We start from the raw sequence: 24382 nt of genomic DNA on the forward strand, positions 1-24382 counted from the left end.
GCGTGCAGGATCCTGCGTCCCGTCCGCCGTCACGGAGCGCAGCATTCCGTAAGGGGCGGTCATCTTCCCCATCACGTCGACGCTGCGTGGCACCTTCTCGGCATGGCCTCCATCTGCTTGATCCTGTCCGCGGCCGCGCTGCTCCTCAACGGCCTCACCCTGCTCGGACGCGTCCCCGGACGTGACAGCGGGGTCTCCAACGTCCTCATCGGCGGGCTGCAACTGCTGCTCTGCACCGCCGTCGCGATCTCGGCCGACGGGTCCCTGCCGGCGCTGTTCGCGATCACCGGGACGTTCCTGTTCGGCCTGACGTACCTCTCCGTCGGGGTGGACGCGCTCGCCGGCCTGGGTTCGGCCGGTCTCGGCTGGTTCTGCGGCCTGGTCGCCGTCACCGCGGTGGTGTTCGCCGGGGTGTACGTCGCGGACGACCCGGTGCTCGCCGTGCTGTGGGTCGGGTGGGCGGTGCTCTGGTCGCTGTTCTTCGTCCTCCTGGCCCTCGGTCGGACCTCGATCGCCACCTACACCGGCTGGGCGCTCGTGCTGGCGAGTCCGCTGACCGCCCTCGTGCCGGCGCTGCTCGCCCTCACCGGCCACTGGCCGACCGGGCCGGTCGCGGCCGCCATCGCGGTGCTGGGTGAGGTGGTCGTGTTCGGCGGCGCAGCCGCCCTGACCCGCCGCAGCAGCCGGAACCCGGCCACCTCGCCCGCGGCCGCTCCCGCGCCCGCCGCAGCCACCTCGCCCACCGCCGCTCCCGCGCCCGCCGCGACCACAGCCTCCTGACCGACCGCCCGCCACACGAGAACGGACGCACCATGACGACGAACACCGCCACGCACACCGCACCGGACTACGAGACCCTCGCCGCCCGCTTCCGCCCGCTCTTCGACCGGATCGCCGCCGGCGCCTCCGAGCGTGAGCGCACCCACACCCTCCCCGCCGCCGAGATCCGCGAACTCGCCGACGCCGGCTTCGGGGCCCTGCGGGTGCCGGTCGAGCACGGCGGCGCCGGCGCGACCCTGCCGCAGCTGTTCCGGCTGCTGACCGAGCTCGCCGCCGCCGACAGCAACATCCCGCAGGCCCTCCGCGGCCACTTCGCCCTGGTCGAGGACCGCCTGGTCGGCCGGTCGGGGGAGCGGACGCGCTGGCTCGACCGCTTCGGCCGCGGCGAGATCGCCGGCAACTCGTGGACCGAGGTCGGCGCCGTGCAGATCGGTGACGTCATCACGAAGGTCACCCCGCAGCCCGACGGCACGTTCCGGATCAGCGGGCAGAAGTACTACTCGACGGGCAGCGTCTTCGCGGACTGGATCGACACCTACGCCGAGCGCACCGACACCGGCGAGCGGGTGATCGCGATCGTCGACGCCCACCAGGACGGCGTCACGCACGGTGACGACTGGGACGGCTTCGGCCAGCAGACCACCGGCTCCGGCACGAGCACCTTCGTCGACGCGCGCGTCGAGGCGGACGCGGTGACACTGTTCGACGACCGGTTCAAGTACCAGACCGCGTTCTACCAGGGGGTGCTGCTGGCGGTCCTGGCCGGCTCGGTCCTGGCCGCCGAACGGGAGGTCGCGCTCGCCGTCCGCACCCGCAACCGCGTCTTCTCGCACGGCAACGCCGACACCTTCGCCGCCGATCCGCAGATCCTGCAGGTCGTCGGCGAGGTCTCGTCCGCCGGCTTCGCCGCCACCGCGATCGTCGACCGGGCAGCCGAGGCGCTGCAGGCCGCGTACGAGGGGGCCGCCCTCGACGAGGCCGAGGACGAACGCCGCAACGACCGGGCCGAACTCGCGACCGCGCAGGCGCAGGTCGCGCTGACGTCACTGGCGACCCAGGCGACCTCGCACCTGTTCGACGCGCTCGCCGCCTCCGGCGTCAGCACGACGAAGAACCTGGACCGGCATTGGCGGAACGCCCGGACCGCGGGCAGTCACAACCCGTGGGTGTTCAAGGCGCGGATCGTCGGGGACCACGCCGTCAACGGCGCGCAGCCGCCACGTGTGTGGGCGATCGGGGCGACGCGGACGCGGTAGACGCGACCGGTGACGGACGGGAGGCGCGGTGCCGGCTGGTGCCGTGCCTCCCGTCCGTCGCGCGCGCACGTCGCGCGCCGATCAGCGCACGGACCACGAGCAGCAGGGCGTACCCGATCATGGCGATGCCCAGCGTCGGCACGAGCCACGTCTTCGCGTGCCCCGCGACGGAGGTGTTGACGAAGCCGAGCCCGGGGATCGAGTACCAGACGCGCCCCATGATCTGTGCCGCGACCACACGGTCCGGATCGGCGTCCGTGTTGTTGTCGCCCTTGAAGGTGAAGAGGCGTCGGCCGTCGGCACCGACCGCGATCCCGATGACGCGGTGCGAGATGACGCCCGGCCGGTCGACGCGGATCTGGTAGGTGACGATGTCGCCGACGCCGATGTCGTCGGGGTCGATCGGGCGGACGACGGCCAGGGTGCCGGGCGGCATCCCGGGCTCCATCGAGCTGGTGAGCACGGTCAGCGGGACGGACCCGGTGAGCCTCGGGACGACGATCGCCAGCGCGGCGACGGCGATCACGGCGAGCAGCACCAGGACGGCGGCGGTCTGCCCCAGCAGGCGGGCGACCGCCGAGGCACGCGTGTGGGCTGGGGCCGTGCTCGCCTTCGTCACGAGGTCGCCCGCAGGGTGAACAGCTGCAGCGTGGACGAGCTGCAGTCGGCCACGCTCATCGCGGTGCTCGCGGACGCGGACGACGACGCTGCCGCCGTCAGGCACAGGTCGTTCTTGTTGTGCAGTCGGAACAGGCCGGAACCGGCACCGACGGCCTCGGCGGACCACTTCTGCGCGCTGATGTCGTTGAGCGTCCGCAGCACCGCGGAGCGGTCGCTCGGTGCGTCCCAGTAGAGCTGCGGAGCCGCCGGCGACGTGACGCGCAGCCAGTCGCCGTCGACGCTGAACTGCCAGGTCTGCGCGGTGCTCGTGGTGCACCCGGCGGTCGTGATCGGGCTGCCGGAGGTCGTGCCGCCGGCCGTCACGCACGTCCCGGTGGCGGGGTTCCGCAGCGCGTAGCGGCCGGTGGTGGTGAACCAGCCGGTGGCGTGCTGGACGGTCGTCGAGACGGGGGAGGAGTGTCCGGCGGGGCCGGTCGGCACGGCCCGGACGGCGTACGCGTAGTAGGTGGAGACCTGCAGGCCGGTGTCGGTGAACGAGCGGGTCGACGCGGGCAGCGTGGCGATCGTGACGCCGTCGCGGGTGACCACGTACGAGCCGATGCCGCTGGTGTCCGCGGGGGCGTTCCACGTGAGCGCGATGCTGCTGTCGGTCTCGCTGGTCTTCGTGGGCATGCCCGGTGTCACGGTGGCGGCGACGGCCTGGGTCGCCTGGGCGTGCGCGGTGCCGGTCCAGGACCCCTGGCGCGCGGTGACGAGCGCGTCGAGGGTGGTCGCGCCTCCCGACAGGTCGAAGCGCTGCCCCTGGGTGACGGACGTCCGGACGCAGGAGGTCGTGCTCGCACCGGCGGCCAGGCTCGCGGTGACGTCGGGGATCGACGAGCCGGAGCCCGAGCGGGCGGTGCTGGAGGGGGTGCCGGTGCAGGGGTTGCCGGCCGTCGGCTGCCACACGTCGACGCGCTGTGCGGTGGACAGGGACGCGCCGACGGAGGCGGTCAGGGCGAGACGGACGTCGGCGGGGACCGTCCCGGAGTTGACGATCGTCACCGTCGCGGCGTGGGCCAGGGCGCTCGACGTGTAGGTGCTCGCGAGGTCCTGGACGCCGGTGATCGTGACGGCGACCGAACCGGTCGACGCGTGCGCACCGACGGTCTGGGCGGGAGCGGTCCACGACGCCCGGGCGGTGCCGGCGGTGCCGATCCCGAGGGCGAGGAGCGCGACGGCGGTCGAGCCGAGGAGCACCAGGCGTCGACGGTCGGTGGGGGCACGGTGTCTGCGTGCGGTCATGAGCTCGCCTGCGTCCCGGTGATCGTCGCGGTGAAGTCGGTGCCGAGGCCCTGCTGGGATGCGGGAGCACTCGACGGCATCGTGAGCCCGATGCAGAGGACCACGGCGGCGCCCGGGCGGACGGAGATGCCCGCCGTCGTCGCGGTGTTCGAGTCGAGGGTGCCGGTCCACGTGGTGTGCATGACGCCGGAGCGGCAGGCGGCTGCCGAGGTGGACGTCCCGATCGCGACCCGCAGGTCGGCCACAGCGGTCGCGCTCGCCGGCGCGGTCCCGCGAGCGGTCGCGATGCCCAGGTCGAGCGGCACGTCCCCGGTGTTGCGCGCGGTCAGCACCCCGAACTCGGTGTCGCCGGGCCAGAGCGCCGTGGTCGGCAGCGCGATGTCGCTCAGGGACAGGTCGGCCGACCCGGCGGTGATGGTCACCGGATCGGTCGAGGCCTGGGCGCTGAGGAGTGCGAAGGTCCCACCGTCGCTCGCGACCGCGACCAGGGCCGCGATCCCGACCACGCCGGCGGCGAGCAGGGTCGCCACCGGCCAGCTGGTCATCGCGGCACCTCGGCACCCGCGCTTCACGCCTGGGTCAGGGTGACGGCGATGGCGTCGAGGTCGACGGAACCGTTCTGGGTGCCGTCCTCGACCCCGGCGGTGTCGCTCTTCGGGAAGGTGATGGTGACGCCGACGCGGACGTCCTGCTCGTGGCCGGTCTGTCCGGTCACCGTGTAGGGCGCCGACGTCCCGGAGACGCCGTCACCGGTCGCCGTGAGGACGGCGTTCGTCGACAGGTACTTCGCCAGGGCGACGTCGGCGGGTGCGCTCGTGGAGGTCGCCTCGACCGAGGCCGGGTCGACGGCGAGCTTCGCGGTCAGCCCCTTGCCGTTCGCCGACACGATCATGTCCTGCGAGTAGGTGACGACGTCGCCGGGGACGATCGGGTACCCGTCGAGCGTCGACAGCGGGGAGCCGCCGTTCACTGTCCACGACGCCGCCTGGGCGGTGGGCTTGATGGCGAGGGCACCGGCGACGATCGTGCCCCCGGCGGTCTCGGCGCTGGAGTTCCAGAGCGCGAAGGTGCCCGCGCCGCCCAGGAGGAGTGCGACGCCGGCGGCGCCGATGACGGTGGCGGTGATGATCTTCTTCATGGTGTGCCCTCTACGACGTCGAACGTCGATCTGCGTCGACCGCGTCCGTGTCTGACAGCTCGAGGAGCTGACGGCAGCCTGGTCCCGTGGTTGCGGGACCGGCGCATCGACCGGTGGACGTGGTGCTCGACCTGCTGGGAGCGGCAAGTGCAGGAGACGAATCCCTGCGAGCAGTGGTCGGCCGGACGGCCGATCGGGCTGCTTCGCTGAGTATGACATGGGAATCGCCTCTGTGCGGACTGCATCCGCCAGCCAGGCACTCTGCCAGCTTCACCCTGAGCAGGACGACGGACGGGAGGCCCGGTACCAGCTGGTACCGGGCCTCCCGTCTCGTCCGTGCTCGCGCTGGGCGTCAGGCCGTGGCGGCCGTCTCGCTGCGCTTCGGGAGCACCCAGTTCGGGCGCACGAAGTGGCACGTGTACCCGTAGGGGTCCTTCTCGAGGTAGTCCTGGTGCTCTTCCTCGGCCTCCCAGAACGGGCCGACCGGAGCGACCTCGGTGACGACCTTGCCGGGCCAGATGCCCGAGGCGTCGACGTCGGCGATGGTGTCGAGGGCGACGTCACGCTGCTCGTCCGAGGCGAAGAAGATCGCCGAACGGTAGCTGACGCCCACGTCGTTGCCCTGCCGGTCCTTGGTGGACGGGTCGTGGATCTGGAAGAAGAACTCCAGCAGCTCGCGGTACGAGATCACCGAGGGGTCGAAGACGATCTCGACGGCCTCGGCGTGCGTGCCGTGGTTGCGGTAGGTGGCGTTGGGGACGTCGCCGCCGGAGTAGCCGACGCGTGTGCTGATGACGCCCGGGCGTCGGCGGAGCAGCTGCTGTGCTCCCCAGAAACATCCGCCGGCGAGGATCGCGGTCTCGGTGGTGGTCATCGGTACCTCCGTGGTTCGTGACGCTGGCTGCGACAGTACCGGGTGCAACACCGAGGAACCCCTGCGTGTTCCACGATGGGTCGGCCCGAGTCTGGGACCGAGCGCATCCGGTGCTGCGTTCACTGGGCCGGTGAAGGACATCCACTACGCCGGCCGGGCGATCCGGACCACCGACGGTGCTGCCGACGCCGTCATCCGGTACGCCGCCGTGCTGGGCGGGAACGGGAAGACCGACACCATCGACGTGCCGACCTTCGACGACGAGGGCCGGCCCGTCGTCGAGACGCTGCTGCTCGGTCCGGCCAGCCTGATCACCGTCGGGCCGGCGACCGACGACGACCGCGACGCGGGAGTCGACGACGCGGGCTTCATCGCGCAGGTACGGCGTCTGGCGGTGCTGGCCGGACCCGTCCGGCCGGTGCACGAGGACCCGGACCTGCAGGCCGAGGGGCTCGACGGCTTCGACTGAGACGGCTCGTCAGCGGCGCAGGGTGTTCCGCGGGTACTCGCCGTACGCGTTCCGGTAGGCCGCCGAGAACCGACCGAGGTGCGCGAACCCCCACGCCCGTGCGATCGCCTGCACGGACACGGTGGTCGGGTCGGCCTGCAGCAGCTCCTGGCGGACCCGCTCGAGACGGACGTGCTGCAGGTAGCGGAGCGGGGTCATCCCGATGTGGCGCTGGAACGCCTCCTGGGTGGCGCGGACGCTGAGCCCCGCGGCCCCGGCGACGTCGGCGACGGTGAGGGGTTCGGCCGCGTGCGCGTGCACGTGCTCGACGGCGGCCCGGAGGCGCGCCCGCCTCGGCAGGAGCACGGCCGGCGGCAGGGCGGTCACGGTCGGCGGGTACATCCGGAGGAACGCCGCGGCGGTCTCACGGGTGAGCGTGTGCCACAGGAGGCTCTCCACACCGCCGACACGCAACTCACGCGAGAGCAGCGACAGACTGTTCCGCCACCGCGTCACGGCGGCTGGGTCGAGGGTGCGCAGGTGGTCGATGCCGAGATCGGGGACCGGACCGGTGTGGAAGAGCTCGTCGGCGACCTCGTGCACCAGGCGGCGGGACATGTGCACCAGACGCTGGTCGTAGTCCTCGTACGCGAACACGAACTCGCGGGCGGTCGGGAAGAGCATCGGGACGTCGTCGACCATCGGCACGCGGTCGTGGACGACGTCGGGGATCCCGTTGCCGGCCGTCAGCCACTGCACGACGTAGTCGTCGGACACCGGGATCAGGCCGCGGATCGAGCCGGAGATCTGCGACCGCCGCAACGTGACGTCCGCGTCGCCGACGGCGGTGTAGCGGTACGAGAAGGGCCGGCCGGTGCTGCGCGCTGCCCAGTGTCGCCCGGCGTACAAGCCGCTGAGGTCCACGACGGCCGCGGCCGGGGACCCGCCGGCGGCCTCGAGCCGGACGGTGCTGCGGTCGTCGTCCGCCGCACGGTCGGGCGCGGTGTCGTCGATCGTGGTCATCCGCTTCCTCTCCGTCCGGGCGTGCAGACGGAGCACGCCATCGGAGACCGTACGGATGGCGACGGTCTGTCCGCGAGGGGTTGACTCACGACGTCCCGATGCGCTATCCGAGGTGTCCTGCTGTGCATCACGAGCGGGATGGGGCAAGGTCAGAGGATGCGCACCGAACCCGCCTCCGCCTTCCGCGCCGCCCGAGACGTCCTGCTGCACGCCCGCTCCGACAGTGCGGCCGCGCGGCGTGACTTCCGCTGGCCCGACGTCGGCGAGACGTTCAACTGGGCGATCGACTGGTTCGACGTCATCGCGCAGGGCAACGACAGCGAGGCACTCGTGATCGTCGAGGAGGACGGCCGCGAGTCGCACACCACCTACGCCGAGATGTCCGCCCGATCGGACCGGCTGGCGGCTCGGTTGCACGACCTGGGCGTCGGCAAGGGCGACCACGTCCTGCTCATGCTCGACAACCAGCTCGAGCTCTGGGAGTCGATGCTCGCCGTGATGAAGGTCGGCGCCGTGATCCTGCCGACCTCGACCATGCTCGGCGCCGCGGACCTGCAGGACCGCGTCGACCGCGGTCAGGTGGCCCACGTGGTGACCACGCTCCGCGAGACCCCGAAGTACGCCGACGTCACGGGCGACTTCACGCGCATCGTCGTCGGCGGCAGCGCGGACGGCTGGACGACCTACCCGGACGACCTCGGCGAACCGGCACCGGCTGACGAATGGCGTCCGGAGGTCGTCACCGCGTCCGACGACCCCTGCCTGGTGTACTTCACGTCGGGGACGACCGACAAGCCGAAGATGGTCGTGCACACGCAGACCTCGTACCCGGTCGGGCACCTCACGACGATGTACTGGATCGGTCTGCAGCCCGGCGACGTACACCTGGCGATCAGTTCGCCCGGCTGGGGCAAGCACGCGTGGAGCTGCTTCTTCGCCCCGTGGATCGCCGAGGCCACCGTCTTCGTGCACAACCAGGAGCGCTTCGACCCGGCCGCCCTGCTGCACCAGCTGGAGCGGGCCGAGGTCACCTCGTTCTGTGCCCCGCCGACCGTGTGGCGCCTGCTCATCCAGGCCGACCTCGGCGCCCGTCCGCGTGCGCTCCGTGAGGTCGTCTCCGCCGGCGAGCCCCTGAACCCCGAGGTGATCCGCCTGGTCGAGGAGGCCTGGGGTCGGACCATCCGTGACGGCTACGGGCAGACCGAGACCACCGCGATCGTGGGCAACGCCCCGGGCGACACCGTCCGTCCGGGGGCGATGGGCCACGGCCTGCCCGGCATCGCGATCGAGCTCCTCGACCCGGTCACGGGCGAGGCCGGCGTCACCGAGGGCGAGGTCTGCCTCGACCTGACGACCCGCCCCGTCAACCTGATGGCCGGGTACCTCGGCGCCCCGGAGCGGACCGACGACGCCCTGCGGGGTGGGTACTTCCACACCGGTGACGTCGCGACCCGGCACGAGGACGGCTCGCTGACCTTCGTCGGCCGGACCGACGACGTCTTCAAGTCCTCCGACTACAAGGTGTCGCCGTTCGAGGTGGAGAGCGCTCTGCTCCAGCACCCCGCGGTCGCCGAGTCCGCGGTCGTCCCGGCTCCGCACGAGTCCCGGCTCAACGTCGTCAAGGCGTACGTCACGCTCGCGGCCGGGTGGGAACCGACGGCCGAGACCGCGCGGAGCATCCTGGCCCATGCCCGCACCGCGATGCCCGCCTGGCAGCGCGTCCGCCGGCTGGAGTTCGGCGCGCTGCCGAAGACGGTGTCGGGCAAGATCCGCCGCGTCGAGCTCCGCGCCCGCGAGCAGGAGGCCGCCGGTGGTCCGCCGGTCGCGGGGGAGTGGCGCGACGACCAGTTCGACGGCCTGCGCACCGGCCGACGCGAGGACTGACCGGGCGTCCACCGGGTCGGCGTAGCGTCCCCGTCATGAGTGATGCACTGAGTGGAACCGGCCCGGACGGCGTGAGCGAAGAAGACGCACGACGCACGGAGGAGCTCCCCGACGGGTCCGCCTCGGGCAACGCCACCGAGGACCCCCAGCAGGACAGCGACGTGGACTCCGGCGGCGAGCCGGCGGAGCCCGAGCAGAGCTGACCCGCCGCCGCTCAGCGGACAGCGACGCCCGGCTCCCAGCCGCGCCGGAGTTCGCTGGCATCCGGTTCCTCACCCGTCCTCCGCGGGTGTGTCGGGCCTCCCCGACCGGAAGCGGTGCCCTCTGATGCTGTCGCTGATCTACTCCAGCGTCGCGACGGACTCGTTCGACGACGCCGACCTCGCCGGCCTGCTCTCGCAGAGCCGCACCGCCAACGAGCAGAACGACGTGACCGGCATGCTGCTGTTCCGCAACGGCTACTTCCTGCAGCTGCTCGAGGGCCCGGATGCAGCCGTGCGCGCCAAGATGGCCACGATCAAGACCGACCCGCGGCACACGAAGGTGACGATGCTGCTCGAGGACGTCATCGAGGAGCGGCAGTTCCCGCAGTGGACGATGGCGTTCGCGCCGACCTCCGAGACCGACCTGCAGGACGTGCCCGGCTACCGCTCCACGTTCGACGACGTCGAGTCGATCTCCGCCGAGACCCCCGCCCCGGACGCAGTACCCTCGAACGCCTCACCGGCACTCCGTGAGCTGATCCGGTGGTTCCAGGCGCGACCGGACCGGTTCCGCACCGCCGGCTGACCCGGCCACGGACGGACGGGAGGCCCGTGGCGACACCGCCACGGGCCTCCCGTCAGTCGTCCGCGTCCTGGGTCAGGTCGCTGGGTCGAACCGGTACATCCACGCCGCCGGTCCCACGCGCGCTCGGCGTGCCGCCAACGCAGCGCCGGGCAGGACCAGCCGATCGCGGAGCGCCGACCCCACCACGCCGAGTGTCTTGCTCTTGTCCAGCAGCTCCCCCTGCCGTGTGATGGCGTCGACGCGGCGACTCCGCAGCTCCTGCATCCGGACCGCGAGGGTCGTCGCCGGGGTCCCACCGGCGACCAGTGAACCGAGGACGACGGCGTCCTCGAGCGCCAGGGAAGCACCTTGCCCGGCGGTCGGTGGGATCGCGTGCGCCGCGTCCCCGATCAGGACCACCCGTCCGCGCCCCCACCGCACCGGACGCGGGGTGGTCCGGGACGCCCACACGTCGACGCTCCGAGACCCCGCCGACAGTGCCGCGAGCGGCAGGACGTCCCGCCCGACGAGACGCGGGAGCTCCGCGACCCACTCCGGGCCGCTCCTGCCCACGGCGACGCGCACGCCCCCGGCCACCGTGCTGAGGCGTGGGTTCGCGAACCACATGACGGTCGACACGTCGACCCGCAGCGTGCTGACGAAACACTCCCTGCCGAACCGGAACTGCAGCGTTCCGGTGGTCCCGGCTTCGCTCTCGGTGAGTCCGCTGCCGGAGTACCGGCCCCCGATGCTGACGACCGGGGCCAGGACCTCCCGCGACGTCGCGTCGTCCGTCCCGGGCCCGTGGCCTCCGAAGGTGCGTCGGACGGCAGAGCCGACACCGTCCGCACCGATGACGACGTCCGCCGTGAAGCGCTCGGACGTCTCGGTGAGCACGCTCGCCCGGTTCCCCTCGTCGACGGCGCTCAGCACACGTGCTCCGGTGATGACCGTGATGCCTCGTCGTTGCGCCTCCGTGCGGAGCAGTCGGTAGAGATCGGCTCGGTCCAGCGAACGCGTCGTCACTCCGTCGTCCTGCAGCCCGAGCGGGAGGTCCGCGGTCAGACGCCCTCGCGGGTCGAACGTCTGCAGTCGCGGCGTCGGGACCCCGATCGCCGACACGGCTGCTCCGAGACCGAGTTCGCGCAACGCTGCCACTCCGTTGCTGGCGACCTGCAGCCACGATCCGACATCGTCCGCGAACCCGGCGGTGCGTTCCAGGACGGTCGGGTCGGCCCCGGCTCGATGCAGGGCGATGGCGGCGGCGAAGCCGGCGATCCCGCCCCCGACGATGACTGCATGCATGCCGTGAACCCGTTCGTGTCGGTGAGGGACCAGTCGATCAGCCGTGATCGCGTCGTCTCGCTGCGGCCTGCACACGACCTGCTCGATGCGTGACGCGGACGTTCCGGCAAGACGATCGTACGGCGAAGCGGGACCAGCCGCACTGAGAAGCCGGGCAGTCAGACGGGAGGCCCGTGGCGACACCGCCCCACGGGCCTCCTGTCCGTCTGCCTGGTCAGCCCGCGACGTCGAACACGACCACCCGCGCACTCCGCGCCCCGATGTGGTCCGCCACCGGCTGGTGCGCCGGGTGGGGCAGGTAGGCGTCCCGGGCGGCGGCGTCGCGGAACCGGACGACGAGGGCCCAGTCGAACCCGCCCTCGAGCCCCTCGGGGCTGACGCTCGGCCCCGAGGTGACGGACACGACGCCGTCGATGGTCGGCAGGTGTTCGGCGACCAGGGCGCTCGCGCGTTCCGGCGCGGTGCCGTCCTCGCCGTCCCAGTCCACGAGCACCACGTGCACGATCTCGGTCATGGTCGTCCTCCCGTCGGGGTCGCGCACCGACGGCGGCGATCACCCCGAGCCTCCGCCGCCGTGCTGGGCGTACCCCGAACCGGTGCGGGGCTGGGTCGTCGCGGACACCCGGCGGCCTAGCGTCCAGGGCACACCACGACGAGAGGAAACACCATGGCAAGTGGAGTCGCAGCAGTCTGGGTCCCGGTCAGCGACATGGAGCGCGCCGTCGCGTTCTACCGCGACACGCTCGGTCTCACGGTCAAGGATCAGTCCGACGACTGGAGCGAGATCGACGCCGGCGGGCTGATGATCGGCCTCAACGGACGCGAGTCCGCCAGCCAGTCGAGTGACGGCGGCGCGGTCGTCTCGTTCCAGCCGGACGGCAGCATCGAGGACGAGGTGGCCTCGCTCAAGGAGCGCGGCGCGGACATCCAGGGCGAGATCAGCGAGCACCCGTGGGGCAAGATCATCCCCTTCAAGGACAGCGAGGGCAACGACCTGCAGCTGTACTCGCCGCCGCAGGGCTGACGACGGACCGGCCGTGCGACGTCGCACGGTCGGACCGCATGACGGGAGGCCCGTGACCAGCTGGTCACGGGCCTCCCGTCATGTGGTCAGCGCGGTGCGCGGACCGTCACCGCACTCAGCGGGCGGTGCGGGCTCCGGCGCGGGGCAGGACGATGCCGAGCAGGATCATCGCGACGGCGAGGACCAGGTGCAGCACGTTGTCGGCGACGTTCAGCGGCACGAAGTTCGCGGCGCTGGCCATGCCGGCGGTGAACAGGCCGTAGATGAAGAGCACGGCGTAGACGATGCCGCCGATGAGCAGGTACTGGCGGGCGAAGCCGTGCGAGCGGGCGGCGAGCAGGCCGACGATGCCGAACAGCAGGTGGACGATGTTGTGCAGGACGGACACCTGGAAGATGCCGAGCAGCTTGGCCATCGAGTCGTTGCCGCCGACCGACATGGTGCCCATGTCCATCGTCAGGCCGGGGATGAAGCCGGCGATGCCGACGATGATGAAGACGACACCGAAGAGCAGCGCGCCCTTCTGGGTGAGCGTGGTGCCGTAGCCGGAGCGTGCGGATGCGTTGGTGGTCATCAGGGGAACCCTTCGTCAGGAGTCGACGCGGTCGGTTGCCATGCGCCTCGCAGGACATTCGGAGTGGACCAGCAGTCGGTTTGGTGGGAGAACCCAGCAGTACACGAGGAAGGGGTGTCAGGACCGGACCAGGCGCTTGATGGCCAATGTGGCTTCCTGGATCTTCGCCTCGGCCTCGTCGCCGCCCCGGGCGACCGCGTCGGTGACGCAGTGGCGCAGGTGGTCCTCGAGCAGCCCCATCGACACCGCCTGCAGCGCCTTCGTCATCGCGGACACCTGGGTGAGGATGTCGATGCAGTACTCCTCGTCCTCCACCATGCGCTGCAGTCCGCGCGCCTGGCCCTCGATCCGGCGCAGGCGCTTGCGGTAGTCGTCCTTCGCGGAGATGTAGCCGTGGTGGTGCGCGGGCTCGTGGTGCTCGGTCTGCGCTGTCTCTTCGCTCATCGGGAACAGATCCTCCTCGTCGGCGTTACGGTAGGGGTACCCCCTGAGGGTATGCGAGCAGCGTACCCGTCCGACGGGTGAGACGAGGAGGACCGGATGACCGACCAGCAGACCGCGACCTACGGCATCGACGGCATGACGTGCGAGCACTGCGTCATGAGCATCGACGAAGCCTTCCGGGAGCTGCCGGGCGTCACCGACGTGCGGGTCGACCTGGTCGCCGGCGGCCGTTCCACCGCGACCGTGACGAGCACCGAGCCGCTGGACGACACCGCCGTGGACGCCGCGGTGGACGAGGCCGGCTACACCCTGGCGGAGCGCTGAGCCCGGTGGCGACGACGACCCCGGCTCCGGTCGAGCTCGCGATCGAGGGCATGACGTGCGCCTCGTGCGCGAACCGCATCGAGCGCAAGCTCAACCGGATGCCGGGCGTCTCCGCGACCGTGAACTACGCCACCGAGACCGCGACGGTCTCGCTGCCCGACGGCACCGCGGTCGACGACGCCATCGCCACCGTCGAGCAGGCCGGCTACGGCGCCCGCCGCCCCGAGCCCGAGCAGCCCGACGTGGACGCCCTCGCCCCGCTCCGCCGACGCCTGGTGGTCTCCACCGTCCTGGCGGTCCCGGTCGTCGCGCTGTCGATGGTGCCGGCGTTCCAGTTCCCGTGGTGGCAGTGGCTCGCGCTCGTGCTCGCCGCCCCGGTGGCGACCTGGGGGGCCTGGCCCTTCCACCGCGCCGCCGCCCTGAACGCCCGGCACGGATCCGCGACGATGGACACCCTCGTCAGCCTGGGCATCGTGGCCGCCGGGCTCTGGTCCCTCTGGGCGCTGGTGTTCGGCGGTGCCGGCGGACCCGACATGCACATGACCTTCGCGTTCACCGCCCCCCGCGGTGCCGCCCCGGAGCCGTACCTCGAGGTCGCGGCCGCCGTGACGGTGTTCCTGCTCGCCGGCCGGTACGCCGAGGGCCGCGCGAAGACCCGGTCGAGCGCCGCCCTCCGCGCCCTGCTCGCCCTCGGTGCCAGCACGGCCCGGGTGCTCCGTGACGGCCGCGAGGTCGAGGTCCCGGCCGCGTCCCTCCGCGTCGGCGAGCGGTTCGTCGTCCGCCCCGGTGAGCGCATCGCCACCGACGGCACGGTCGTCGACGGCACGAGCGCGGTCGACACCAGCGTCATGACGGGGGAGAGCGTCCCCGTCGAGGTCGGCCCGGGCACCGCGGTGACCGGTGCGACCGTCAACGTCGGCGGCCTGCTCACCGTCGAGGCCGTCCGGGTCGGCGCGGACACCGAGCTCGCCCGGATCGGCACCCTCGTGACCCAGGCGCAGACCGGCAAGGCCGACGTCCAGCGCCTTGCCGACCGGGTCTCCGGCGTCTTCGTCCCCGTCGTGCTCGGACTCGCCGCCCTGACCCTGGTCGGGTGGCTCGTGCTCACGGGTGACGTCGAGGCCGCCATGACCGCCGCGGTTGCGACCCTCGTCATCGCCTGCCCCTGCGCGCTCGGGCTCGCGACACCGACCGCGCTGCTGGTCGGCACCGGTCGTGGGTCGCAGCTCGGCATCCTGATCCGCGGGCCGCAGGTCCTCGAGGCCACCCGCCGGATCGACACCGTCCTGCTCGACAAGACCGGCACGGTCACCACCGGCACCATGCGCGTGACCGAGGTCCTGCCCGCCACGGGCGAGGACGCCGACGCCGTCCTCCGTGCCGCGGCCGCCGCCGAATCCGGGTCCGAGCACCCGATCGCCCGCGCGGTCGTCACCGCAGGCGCCGCGGGCACCGACCGCCATGGCTCCGAGGCCCGTCCCGAGTCCTTCGCATCCACCGCCGGACTCGGTGTCCAGGCGCTCGTGGACGGCATGCTGGTCCTGGTCGGCCGCCCGTCCTGGCTCCGCGACGCCTGGTCGGTCACCATGCCCGAGTCCCTGTCCACCGCGGCGACCGAAGCCGAGACCGCCGGACGGACCACCGTCGCCGTCGCCTGGGACGGCCGGGTCCGCGGGCTCGTCGTCGTCGAGGACACCGTCGCGCCCGGAGCCGCCGAAGCCGTCCGTCGGCTGCACGAGCTCGGCCTCGACACCATGCTCCTCACCGGGGACGCCGCCGGGGTCGCGGAGCGCGTCGCCGCCGAGGTCGGCATCGACCGGGTCACCGCCGGCGTCCGACCCGAGGACAAGTACCGGATCGTCACCGAGCTGCAGGCCGCCGGCCGGACCGTCGCGATGGTGGGCGACGGCGTGAACGACGCCGCCGCACTCGCCGCCGCGGACCTCGGCATCGCGATGGGCACCGGGACGGACGCCGCCGTCGAGGCCGCCGACATCACCCTGGTGCGTGCCGACCTGAGGGCCGCGGTGGATGCCGTCCGGCTGTCGCGCCGGACCCTCCGCACCATCCGGACGAACCTGTTCTGGGCCTTCGCCTACAACGTCGCCGCGATCCCGCTCGCCATGGCCGGGCTGATGAACCCCGTCATCGCCGGGGCCGCCATGGCGCTGTCGTCGGTCTTCGTGCTGACCAACAGCCTGCGCCTCCGCCGGTTCCGTTCCGTCGACGGGAGCGCCCGGTGAGCGGGCACAGCGACGACATGAGCGGCCACGGCGACATGAGCGGCCACGGCACCACCACGTGGTCGATGGCAGCCCAGGCCACCCTGCACTGCCTGACCGGGTGCGCGATCGGCGAGGTCCTCGGCATGGTGATCGGCACCGCGACCGGGCTGCACAACGTCGGCACCGTGGTGCTGTCGATCGTGCTGGCGTTCGTCTTCGGCTACGCCCTGACCATGCGCGGGGTGCTCCGCTCCGGCCTGTCGCTCGGCGCCGCACTGCGGGTCGCGCTCGCCGCCGACACCGTGTCGATCGCGGTGATGGAGGTCATCGACAACACGGTCGTGGTCGCGATCCCGGGCGCCCTCGACGCGCAGCTCGACCAGTGGTTGTTCTGGGGCTCGCTCGCGCTGTCCCTCGCCCTGGCCTTCGTCGTCACGACCCCGGTCAACCGCGCATTGATGCGCCGAGGGCTCGGGCACGCGAAGGTGCACGGGCACCACTGACCGCACCACCGCACCGATGACATGACGGGAGGCCCGGTACCAGCTGGTACCGGGCCTCCCGTCATGCGGTCCGCGCGTGTGCGCCGTCCGGTCAGGCGTCGGAGTCGCCGTCGGTGTCGCCGTCGGCGGCGTCCTCTTCCGGGTTGAAGTGCGAGTCGTCACCGGTGAACCCGGCCGCCACACCGCCGGGCTCGTTGGGGACGGTCCCGTCGTCGCCGAGTCCGTCCGGCTTCGGCGTGCCCTCGGGGTCGTGCGCCGTGGTGTCGTTGCTCATCGTGTGCTCCTTCGCAGTGCTGGCCGGACTCGGATCGGGCTCAGAAGGCGGGCGTGCCGCCGGCGACCGTGATCGTGGAACCGGACTGGTAGCTCGATTCTGGACTGACCAGGTGGACGTACGCCGCGGCCAGCTCGGCCGGCTGACCCGGACGGCCGTACGGTGCCTGCTGTCCGAAGGTCGACACCGTCTCGGCGTCGTCCGAACCCGGCTGCAGCGGCGTCCACACCGGACCCGGGGCGACCGAGTTGACGCGGATGCCCTTCGGCGCGAGCTGCTGGGCGACCGCCTCGGTGAAGAGCTTGATCGCACCCTTCGAGACGGCGTAGTCGATCTTGTCCGGCGACGGGGTGGACGCCTGGATCGAGCCCGTCGTGACGATCGTCGAGCCGGGCTCCAGGTGCGGGACCGCGGCCTTCGTCAGCCAGAACAGCGAGTAGATGTTCGTCTTGAACGTGGAGTCGAACATCGACGTGTCGAGGGTCAGGATGTCGTCGTTGCTGTCCATCCGGCCGGCGACCATCACCAGGGTGTCCAGGCCGCCGAGCTCGTCGACGCCCTTCTGCACCAGGTCGATGCAGTACTGCTCGTCCGAGATGTCACCGGGGAACAGCACGATCTTCCGGCCCTCGCCCGCGAGCAGGTCGCGGACCTCCTCCGCGTCCTGCTGCTCGTCGGGCAGGTAGGACAGCACCAGGTCGGCGCCCTCCCGGGCGAGACCGATGGCGGCGGCCCGGCCGATGCCGGAGTCGGCGCCCGTGACGATGCCGCGGAACCCCTCCAGCCGGGCCTTGCCGACGTAGCTCTCCTCGCCGTGGTCCGGCTTCGGGTCCATCTTCCACGCGGCCCCGGGCAGCGACTGCTCCTGCTTCGGGAACGGCGGGACCGGGTACAGCGTGGTCGGATCGTGCTTCTCGTACTGGCTCATGCTCTCACTGTCCTCTCGGGCTGACTGGAGGCCTCTCGGGCTACTGCAGGGCCGTGAAGGAGGCGTCGCGGACGAGCAGCGTCGTCGCGTCGCCGTCCACGGCCTGGTCCGGGTCGCTCGACAGGCCGAGGGACCAGGTACCGCCGCCCGGACGCTCCGGCAGCGTGAACTCGACGGTCGTCTCGGAGGCGTTGAGGAGCAGCGCGATGCTGTCGTCGCCCTGCGCGAGCACCAGGATCACGGCACGGTTGCCGCCGTCGGTCCAGTCGCCGTCCTCGAAGCCGTTCGCGTCGGCGCGGAGCACCGACACGGTCGACGGCGAGTCGCCGGGAGCGGTGCGGTACCACTCCGGGCGCAGCGCGACGTGCTGCTGGCGGAACGCGATCGCCGCGGTCGTGAAGGCGAGCAGGTCCTGGTCCGCCGCGGCCCAGTCGAACCACGAGATCTCGTCGTCCTGGCAGTAGGCGTTGTTGTTGCCGCCCTGCGAGCGGGCGATCTCGTCACCACCGAGGATCATCGGGACACCGGCCGACAGCAGCAGCGTGCCGAGGAAGTTCCGGCGCTGGCGGTCGCGGTAGTCGTTCACCGCGCCGTCGTCGGTCGGGCCCTCGATGCCGCCGTTGAACGAGGTGTTGTTGCTCTCGCCGTCGTTGTTGTCCTCGCCGTTCGCCTCGTTGTGCTTCTCGGCGTACATGGTGAGGTCGGCCAGCGTGAAGCCGTCGTGCGCGGTGACGAAGTCGACCGAGCAGAGCGGCGAGCGGCGGGAGCCCTCGTAGACGTCGGGGGAGCCGAGGACGCGCTGCACGGCGTCACCGAGGGTGCCCTCGTCACCGCGCCAGAACGAGCGGAGGTCGTCGCGGTACTTGCCGTTCCACTCGGACCAGTCGGCCGGGAAGCCACCCACCTGGTAGCCGGCGGTGTCCCAGGGCTCGGCGATCATCTTGACGTCGCGGAGCACCGGGTCCTGGTGGATGATGTCGAGGAACGCGGAGTGCTTCTCGGCCTCGCCGTCCTGACGGGTCAGGGTCGTGGCGAGGTCGAAGCGGAAGCCGTCGACGTGCATCTCCTCGACCCAGTAGCGGAGCGAGTCCGTGATGAGGCCGAGCGCCGTCGGGTGCGACACGTTGAGGCTGTTGCCCGTGCCGGTGGTGTCGAAGTAGTTCGCCTCGTCGCCCTCGACCAGCCGGTAGTACGACTGGTTGTCGAGGCCCTTGAAGGACAGCGTCGGGCCCATGTGGTTGCCCTCGGCGGTGTGGTTGTAGACGACGTCCAGGATGACCTCGAGGCCCGCGGCGTGCAGCGCCTTGACCATCTCCTTGAACTCCGCGACCTGCTGGCCGGCGGTGCCCGAGGCTGCGTACTCGTTGTGCGGGGCGAAGAAGCCGATGCTGTTGTAGCCCCAGTAGTTGCGGAGGCCCTTGTCCTCGAGCGTGGAGTCCTGCACGAACTGGTGGATCGGCAGCAGCTCGACCGCGGTGATGCCGAGGTCGGTGAGGTGCTTGATCGCGGCCGGGTGCGCCAGGCCCGCGTAGGTGCCGCGGATCTCCTCGGGCACGTCGGGGTGCTGCTTGGTGAAGCCCTTCACGTGGACCTCGTAGACGACGGTGTCGGCCAGCGGGGTCTCGAGGCGGGTGTCGCCGTCCCAGTCGAACGAGCGGTCGGCGACGACCGAGCGGGGCATGGCGGCGGCCGAGTCGGACTCGTCCATCTGCTCCGGCTCGTCCATGTCGTGGCCGAACAGCTCCTGGCCCCACTGGTACCCGCCGTCGATCGCGGTGGCGTAGGGGTCGAGCAGGAGCTTCGCCGGGTTGTGGCGCAGGCCGTTCGCCGGGTCCCAGCCGCCGTGCACGCGGAAGCCGTAACGGGTGCCGACGGTGACGTCCGGCACGACGTCGTGGAAGGTGTAGCCGGTGCGGTTCGTCAGCTCGGTCCGGTGCTCGGTGCCGTCGTCGTCGAACCGGCAGAACTCGATGCGCTCGGCGGTGCTGGAGAAGACGGCGACGTTGGCGCCGCCGTCGACGAGGGTGACGCCGAGGGGGTTCCGCGTGGAGGAGGTCATGACTCCTTCTACCGGTCGGCGACTGTGCCCGGCACCGATCGGCGTACCCCGGGGTCGCCCCGGGTGCCGCCCGACGCGACGCACCGGGTGCTCGCGCACGACGGACAGACATGGGAACATCAGGGCGTGACCCATCTGCGCCCGAGCTCGGGGACCCCCGACGGCTTCCGTGCCGTCCGGTTGGCGGGGACGAGTGCGACCCGACCCGCGAGTCTCAGCGACACGTACGGTACCGGCGGCGGCATCGGCGACGAGCGCTCGGCGTTCCGGTACACCGGCGCCGGTGACGCCGACCTGTCCCTCCGCGGATCCGCGGTCGAGGGCCGCCGGACCGGCACGATGGAGCCCCGCGCCGACCACATCGTCTTCTGGATCGGTGACGGCAGCGCGGTCATCACCGACCAGGACGGTGTCCGCACCACGGTCCGCCCCGGCCAGCCGTTCCTCATCGCCGCCGCGTTCCGCTACGAGTTCGAGGCCGCCACCGGCCGTGTGTCGATGCTGCACCTGTCGGACCGGCTCCTGCGGTCGGCGCTCGCCGCCGAGGGCATCCAGGTCGCCGGCCCCCTGCGGTTCCGCCGGACCGAGTCCGACGCCGACCTCGCCGCGCTGCGGTCCGTCCTGCAGGAGCTCGGTGCAGCGATCACGGACGAGTCGGTCGTCGGCCGCGAGCGCGCCGAACTGAACGCCCGCGTCGCCCGGACCGTGGTCGCCACGTTCCCGGTGGACGCCCCCGCGACGACGAGCAGCGAGCGACTGCGGGTCGCGCTGACGTACATCCAGGAGCACGCACACGGGGTGGTCACGCTCGCGGACATCGCCGCCGCCGCCGGGATGAGCCCGCGCGGGCTGCAGCAGTCGTTCAACCGGTCGGTCGGGGTCTCCCCGCTGGCGCACCTGCGGAACGTCCGGCTCGACGCCGTGCACGAGGCACTCCGGTCCGCCGACCCGTCGACCGCCGCGGTGGCCGAGGTCGCCCGGGAGTGGGGCTTCGCCCACCTCGGCCGGTTCTCCGGCGCGTACCGGACGCGGTTCGGCGAGCTGCCGAGCGCGACGCTGCGGAGCGGCGTGCACGCGGACTGACCGCGGGCTCGCTGCGCGGCAGGGTGCGGCAGGGCGCGGCCGGGAGGCCCGGATCACCCCCGCCCCGCCGCCTCCGTCAGTCGCGGTGCGCGTCCACCGCAGCCCGCGCTGCCCGCACCACCTCGGCGTCGGTCTCGAAGTGCCCGGTGCCGGAGTCCCCGGCGCCCATCGGCACGCCCCCGTGCGCGGTGTCCGCCAGCCGCTTCGCCGAGAGGTGCACGGCGGCGGCCCCGGTCCCGAGCAGCACGGGCACGTCCGCGGGGGTGACGCCGGCGCCGGCCATCACCTGGACGGACCCCGAGGCCGCGACCATCCGTGCGATGGTGTCGGCGCCGGCGAGGGCGGTCGGGGCGCCGCCCGAGGTCAGGACGCGGGTGAACCCGAGGTCGGCGAGCGTGGCGGCGGCGGCGACGGGGTCGGCGGCGTGGTCGATCGCCCGGTGCAGGGTGACCTCGGCGTCGGACCGCTCGGTGCGGGCGGCGGCCACGAAGCGGGTCAGGGCGTCGGTGTCGAGCGTGCGGTCGGGGCGGAGGGCTCCGACCACGACACCGGTCGCCCCGGAGCGCAGCACGGCGACGAGCTCGCGTTCCATCAGGTCGAGTTCGTCCCGGTCGTGCACGAAGCCGCCCGGACGGCAGCGGACCAGGACGTGCACGGGCAGCCCGGTGGCGACGGCGGCCTCGACGAGCCCCTGCGACGGGGTGAGGCCGCCGAGCTCGAGCGCGCTGCAGAGTTCCACGCGGTCGGCGCCCCCGGCCAGGGCGGTCGCGGCTCCGGTCGCCGAGGTGACGGCGACCTCGAGCGACGGCGAGGTGCTGCTTCCGGTCATGCGTGGGCTCCGAGGGGTCGGTCGGACGCCGGGATGATCCGGGCTGTCAGGTCGGGCTCGGGGAAGGTCCGGTCGAAGGGGTACACCGGCCGTTCGATCCGGTGGTGGCCGAGGCGTTCGAGGTCCTGGTCGACGCCGCCCGGGGTCAGCGCGAGCATCCAGTCGGCGGCCATGTCGTAGAGCTCCGGTTCGAGGTACCCGATCTTCACGACGACCAGGTCGGCGCTGCGCGGGTCGAGGTCCAGGTCGGTGAAGTCGTGCTCGTGGTGGTACGGCTTCCGCAGCTCGGTGAGGATCGCGAAGACGCTGCCGACCTGCAGCACGACCTCGGTCCGGGCGTCGCGGTCGCCGGTCTTCACCGCGTGCACGCGTCCGGTCATGGTGAGCGGTCCGGCGTGCAGGTCGTCGACCTCGGCACCCGCGGTCACGGTGACGGTCGCGCCGACGCCGGCCGCGACGCACGCGGCGATCGCGGCGGGGCCGGGGACGCTGGCGTAGAGGACGACCGGGCCGTCGGCGCTCCGGAACTCGTCGCGCGCGAGCAGCTGCGTCAGGCCCCAGGTCATGTCACCCGAGCCGCCGGCGGTCGGGTTGTCGCCCGAGTCCGAGACGAAGTAGGGGCGTGCGGCACCCGGGGCGAGGGCGGCGGCCAGGCACTCGTCGAACGAGCCGGCCGGGGCGACGAAGGCGAAGTCCTCGCGGGCCTCCCAGAACGACCGGGCCAGGCGTTCGGCACCGGCACGGACCGCGTCCTCGTCCCAGCCGGTGACGACCGTGACGGCGCGGTTCCGCGGCTGGTCGGCCCAGGCGTAGCCGACCCAGATCGCGGCGTCGAGCACGCCGTCGGTCGACTCGACCTCGGCGACCTGCCCGTACACGGACGCGGCTGGCTCGATGCGGGTCGAGGTCTTCTCGCCGGGCAGCAGGACCGGCACCGGGATCCAGGCCTTCACCGGGCGCTGTGCCCCGACCGGTCGGGTGGTGAGCACGTCGACCAGGTTGCGGACGGCGCGCTCCTTCGTCTCGAGGGCGTCCTCGTGCGGGGCCAGCCGGTAGCAGGTGATGAGGTCGCACTGGTGGGCGAGGCCGCGCGAGACGTTGCCGTGCAGGTCCATCGACGCCGAGACGACGACGTCCGGGCCGATGACCGCGCGGATGCGTTCGAGCAGCGTGGTCTCGGCGTCGTCGAGTCCCTCGACCACCATCGCGCCGTGGATGTCGAACCACAGCCCGTCGATCGTGGTGTCGGCGGCGATCGCGGACAGCCGGTCGGTGATCTCGGCGCTGAGCTCCTCGAAGGCCTCGCGCAGGACGACCCCGCCGGGCAGTGCGTGGCCGATCAGGGCGCCCCGGAAGTCGGCGCGCTCGGCGAGCGGTCCGAGGAAGTCGTACCGGGCGACGACCTCGTCGCCACGGTCCGGGTGGAAGGCGGCGGCCGGAGTGCGGGTCGGCGTGAACGTCGACGTCTCGATGGCCAGTCCGGCGATGGCGATGACCGGGCGGCGGGCCTCGGCGGTGGTTCCGGTGTCAGACACGGGTGCTCCTGTTCCTGGTGGTGCGCAGCGGGACGGGGGTGGACAGCTCCTCGAGCGATGCCGCCAGGCCGCGCTGCAGGGCGAACTGGCCGGCTCCGACCAGTCCGGCGTCGGCGCCGAGCGAGGCCCGCTCGATGACGAGGTGCTGCGTCACGAGCGGGTGGCAGCTCTCGTAGAGCTGGCTCCGCACGGCGGCGACGAACGGCTCGAGGGTGGACAGGATGCCGCCGAGGGAGACGGCGTCCGGGTTGAAGAAGTTCACGTTGGCGGCCAGGACCTCGCCGAGGTACCGCCCGGCCAGGCGGACCGCGCGGGTGGTCTCCGGGTGCGCTTCGAGCGCCAGCCGGACCACGTCCTGGGTGGTGCTGACGTCGACGCCGGCCTCGCGGAGGATCCGGACGAGCGCCGCCCCGGACGCCACGGTCTCGAGGCAGCCGGTGTTGCCGCACGAGCACGGGGTGTCGCCGGCCGCGTCGATGCGCACGTGCGTGATGTCCCCGGCGGCTCCGGTCGACCCGCGGTACAGGTGACCGTCGATGATGATGCCCGCACCGATCGCCGATCCGGCCTTCACCGTGATCGCCTGGCGTCGGGTGGACGGCTGCACGGTCTGCTCGCCCGCGGCCATGCAGTTCGCGTCGTTGTCGATCGCGGCCGGCACCCCGAAGTGCTCGGTGAGCCACGCGGCGACCGGGAACCCGTTCCAGCCGGGCATCCGGCTCGGCAGGTCGACGACGCCCGCCTCGACGTCGACGGGACCCGGGAGGCTCAACCCGACCCCGCGCAGACCGTCGCGTCCGCGTTCGGTCACCAGGGCGTCGAGGAGCTCCGCCAGGGCGGCGAGGCCGGCCGTCGGACCGTCGGCGAGCGCGAACGGGACGGTCGAGACGGACTCGAGCGCGCCTCCCGGCAGGACGATGCCGATCCGGACGTGACCGCCACCGACGTCCGCGGCGACCGCGTACTCGTCCGAGCCGCCGATCCGCAGGACCTTGCGGGGCCGGCCGCCGGTGGAGACGTCGGTGCCCTCCTCGGCCAGGATGCCGTGGCCGAGGAGCTGTCCGACGACGTGCGACACCGTCGACGGCGCGGCGCCGAGGAGCTGGGCGATCTCGGTCCGGCTCGAGGCCTGGCCACTGGCGATGAGTTCGAGCACGCGCGCACTGAGGTCCGGCACGACTTTCTCCAATCGGCGTCAA

Annotated in this window: 27 protein-coding genes; 11 read left to right on the top strand and 16 right to left on the bottom strand. The window is 72.3% G+C overall.

Annotation, left to right across the window (positions count from 1 at the left end; all coding sequences use genetic code 11):
* Positions 1-102 precede the first annotated feature (102 nt).
* Both QL987_RS03210 and QL987_RS03215 read left to right on the top strand, forming a co-directional pair.
* Positions 103-780, top strand: coding sequence for an AmiS/UreI family transporter (locus tag QL987_RS03210; protein ID WP_290156233.1), 678 nt, complete (start codon positions 103-105; stop codon positions 778-780).
* 32 nt (positions 781-812) lie between these two features.
* Positions 813-2036, top strand: coding sequence for an acyl-CoA dehydrogenase family protein (locus tag QL987_RS03215; protein WP_290156235.1), 1224 nt, complete (start codon positions 813-815; stop codon positions 2034-2036).
* Here QL987_RS03215 and QL987_RS03220 read toward each other — a convergent pair.
* The 5 genes from QL987_RS03220 to msrA all read right to left on the bottom strand — a co-directional run bounded on the left by QL987_RS03220 (position 1981) and on the right by msrA (position 5953).
* Complete coding sequence (locus QL987_RS03220; protein ID WP_290156236.1) at positions 1981-2655, bottom strand: signal peptidase I; 675 nt, start codon at positions 2653-2655, stop codon at positions 1981-1983. The genes QL987_RS03215 and QL987_RS03220 overlap by 56 nt on opposite strands.
* Positions 2652-3941, bottom strand: a complete 1290-nt coding sequence (locus QL987_RS03225) for an RICIN domain-containing protein (protein ID WP_290156237.1) — start codon at positions 3939-3941, stop codon at positions 2652-2654. Before QL987_RS03225 ends, QL987_RS03220 begins: the two co-directional genes overlap by 4 nt.
* Positions 3938-4486: a hypothetical protein gene (locus QL987_RS03230; protein WP_290156239.1), complete on the bottom strand. Its 549-nt coding sequence runs from the start codon at positions 4484-4486 to the stop codon at positions 3938-3940. Before QL987_RS03230 ends, QL987_RS03225 begins: the two co-directional genes overlap by 4 nt.
* Before the next feature lie 23 nt (positions 4487-4509).
* Positions 4510-5079, bottom strand: a complete 570-nt coding sequence (locus QL987_RS03235) for an alternate-type signal peptide domain-containing protein (RefSeq protein ID WP_221849754.1) — start codon at positions 5077-5079, stop codon at positions 4510-4512.
* A 352-nt stretch (positions 5080-5431) separates the two neighbouring features.
* Entirely contained in the window at positions 5432-5953 is a 522-nt protein-coding gene (msrA, locus tag QL987_RS03240; protein ID WP_111075207.1) for a peptide-methionine (S)-S-oxide reductase MsrA, read from the bottom strand.
* Between the two features lie 130 nt (positions 5954-6083).
* On the opposite strand from msrA, the gene QL987_RS03245 reads away from it, so the two are divergent.
* Complete coding sequence (locus QL987_RS03245) at positions 6084-6422, top strand: hypothetical protein (RefSeq protein ID WP_290156240.1); 339 nt, start codon at positions 6084-6086, stop codon at positions 6420-6422.
* A gap of 9 nt (positions 6423-6431) precedes the next feature.
* Here QL987_RS03245 and QL987_RS03250 read toward each other — a convergent pair whose 3' ends face one another.
* Positions 6432-7424: a helix-turn-helix domain-containing protein gene (locus QL987_RS03250; RefSeq protein ID WP_290156241.1), complete on the bottom strand. Its 993-nt coding sequence runs from the start codon at positions 7422-7424 to the stop codon at positions 6432-6434.
* 156 nt (positions 7425-7580) lie between these two features.
* On the opposite strand from QL987_RS03250, the gene QL987_RS03255 reads away from it, so the two are divergent.
* The 3 genes from QL987_RS03255 (at position 7581) to QL987_RS03265 (ending at position 10097) form a co-directional block, all read left to right on the top strand.
* Positions 7581-9308, top strand: a complete 1728-nt coding sequence (locus QL987_RS03255; protein ID WP_290156242.1) for an AMP-binding protein — start codon at positions 7581-7583, stop codon at positions 9306-9308.
* Between the two features lie 35 nt (positions 9309-9343).
* The gene (locus QL987_RS03260) at positions 9344-9511 is read left to right on the top strand and encodes a hypothetical protein (protein ID WP_181439277.1); all 168 of its coding nucleotides are present in this window, start codon (positions 9344-9346) and stop codon (positions 9509-9511) included.
* Between the two features lie 124 nt (positions 9512-9635).
* Positions 9636-10097: a BLUF domain-containing protein gene (locus tag QL987_RS03265; RefSeq protein WP_290156243.1), complete on the top strand. Its 462-nt coding sequence runs from the start codon at positions 9636-9638 to the stop codon at positions 10095-10097.
* Positions 10098-10169: 72 nt separating this feature from the next.
* Here the strand turns inward: QL987_RS03265 and QL987_RS03270 are convergent, their stop codons facing one another.
* Both QL987_RS03270 and QL987_RS03275 read right to left on the bottom strand, forming a co-directional pair.
* On the bottom strand, positions 10170-11381 hold the full coding sequence (locus QL987_RS03270) for an NAD(P)/FAD-dependent oxidoreductase (RefSeq protein WP_290156244.1): 1212 nt from the start codon (positions 11379-11381) through the stop codon (positions 10170-10172).
* A 214-nt stretch (positions 11382-11595) separates the two neighbouring features.
* Complete coding sequence (locus tag QL987_RS03275) at positions 11596-11895, bottom strand: Dabb family protein (protein ID WP_111075201.1); 300 nt, start codon at positions 11893-11895, stop codon at positions 11596-11598.
* A gap of 153 nt (positions 11896-12048) precedes the next feature.
* Between QL987_RS03275 and QL987_RS03280 the strand changes: the two genes are divergently transcribed.
* Positions 12049-12405 (top strand): VOC family protein, encoded by a 357-nt coding sequence (locus QL987_RS03280; RefSeq protein WP_110903888.1) that lies wholly within the window; start codon positions 12049-12051, stop codon positions 12403-12405.
* Positions 12406-12520: 115 nt separating this feature from the next.
* Here the strand turns inward: QL987_RS03280 and QL987_RS03285 are convergent, their stop codons facing one another.
* The gene (locus tag QL987_RS03285; RefSeq protein WP_111075199.1) at positions 12521-12979 is read right to left on the bottom strand and encodes a DUF4383 domain-containing protein; all 459 of its coding nucleotides are present in this window, start codon (positions 12977-12979) and stop codon (positions 12521-12523) included.
* A 117-nt stretch (positions 12980-13096) separates the two neighbouring features.
* Positions 13097-13423: a metal-sensitive transcriptional regulator gene (locus QL987_RS03290; protein WP_290156245.1), complete on the bottom strand. Its 327-nt coding sequence runs from the start codon at positions 13421-13423 to the stop codon at positions 13097-13099.
* Between the two features lie 96 nt (positions 13424-13519).
* On the opposite strand from QL987_RS03290, the gene QL987_RS03295 reads away from it, so the two are divergent.
* Genes QL987_RS03295 through QL987_RS03305 form a run of 3 tightly spaced genes read left to right on the top strand, consistent with a single transcriptional unit; the run spans position 13520 to position 16475 of the window.
* Positions 13520-13747, top strand: a complete 228-nt coding sequence (locus QL987_RS03295) for a heavy-metal-associated domain-containing protein (protein WP_111075197.1) — start codon at positions 13520-13522, stop codon at positions 13745-13747.
* A gap of 5 nt (positions 13748-13752) precedes the next feature.
* Complete coding sequence (locus tag QL987_RS03300) at positions 13753-15990, top strand: heavy metal translocating P-type ATPase (protein ID WP_290156246.1); 2238 nt, start codon at positions 13753-13755, stop codon at positions 15988-15990.
* Positions 15987-16475, top strand: coding sequence for a DUF4396 domain-containing protein (locus QL987_RS03305; RefSeq protein WP_253466256.1), 489 nt, complete (start codon positions 15987-15989; stop codon positions 16473-16475). The genes QL987_RS03300 and QL987_RS03305 overlap by 4 nt, the downstream gene beginning before the upstream one ends.
* A gap of 91 nt (positions 16476-16566) precedes the next feature.
* Here the strand turns inward: QL987_RS03305 and QL987_RS03310 are convergent, their stop codons facing one another.
* Genes QL987_RS03310 through glgX form a run of 3 tightly spaced genes read right to left on the bottom strand, consistent with a single transcriptional unit; the run spans position 16567 to position 19736 of the window.
* The gene (locus QL987_RS03310) at positions 16567-16749 is read right to left on the bottom strand and encodes a hypothetical protein (protein WP_290156247.1); all 183 of its coding nucleotides are present in this window, start codon (positions 16747-16749) and stop codon (positions 16567-16569) included.
* A gap of 40 nt (positions 16750-16789) precedes the next feature.
* Positions 16790-17677: an SDR family oxidoreductase gene (locus tag QL987_RS03315; protein WP_290156248.1), complete on the bottom strand. Its 888-nt coding sequence runs from the start codon at positions 17675-17677 to the stop codon at positions 16790-16792.
* 40 nt (positions 17678-17717) lie between these two features.
* A complete protein-coding gene (gene glgX, locus QL987_RS03320; RefSeq protein ID WP_290156249.1) occupies positions 17718-19736 on the bottom strand; it encodes a glycogen debranching protein GlgX in 2019 nt (672 codons plus the stop codon).
* A 126-nt stretch (positions 19737-19862) separates the two neighbouring features.
* Here glgX and QL987_RS03325 point away from each other — a divergent pair, with 126 nt between their 5' ends.
* A complete protein-coding gene (locus tag QL987_RS03325; RefSeq protein WP_290156250.1) occupies positions 19863-20819 on the top strand; it encodes an AraC family transcriptional regulator in 957 nt (318 codons plus the stop codon).
* 76 nt (positions 20820-20895) lie between these two features.
* On the opposite strand, the gene QL987_RS03330 is transcribed toward QL987_RS03325, so the two are convergent.
* The 3 genes from QL987_RS03330 to QL987_RS03340 are packed head-to-tail and all read right to left on the bottom strand — an operon-like array spanning position 20896 to position 24360.
* Positions 20896-21648, bottom strand: a complete 753-nt coding sequence (locus tag QL987_RS03330; protein ID WP_290156251.1) for a copper homeostasis protein CutC — start codon at positions 21646-21648, stop codon at positions 20896-20898.
* Positions 21645-23183 (bottom strand): M81 family metallopeptidase, encoded by a 1539-nt coding sequence (locus QL987_RS03335; RefSeq protein ID WP_290156253.1) that lies wholly within the window; start codon positions 23181-23183, stop codon positions 21645-21647. Before QL987_RS03335 ends, QL987_RS03330 begins: the two co-directional genes overlap by 4 nt.
* On the bottom strand, positions 23176-24360 hold the full coding sequence (locus tag QL987_RS03340) for an ROK family protein (protein ID WP_111075190.1): 1185 nt from the start codon (positions 24358-24360) through the stop codon (positions 23176-23178). The genes QL987_RS03335 and QL987_RS03340 overlap by 8 nt, the downstream gene beginning before the upstream one ends.
* Between the last annotated feature and the right edge of the window lie 22 nt (positions 24361-24382).

This window comes from Curtobacterium sp. APC 4022 (assembly GCF_030407555.1).
GTDB lineage: Bacteria > Actinomycetota > Actinomycetes > Actinomycetales > Microbacteriaceae > Curtobacterium.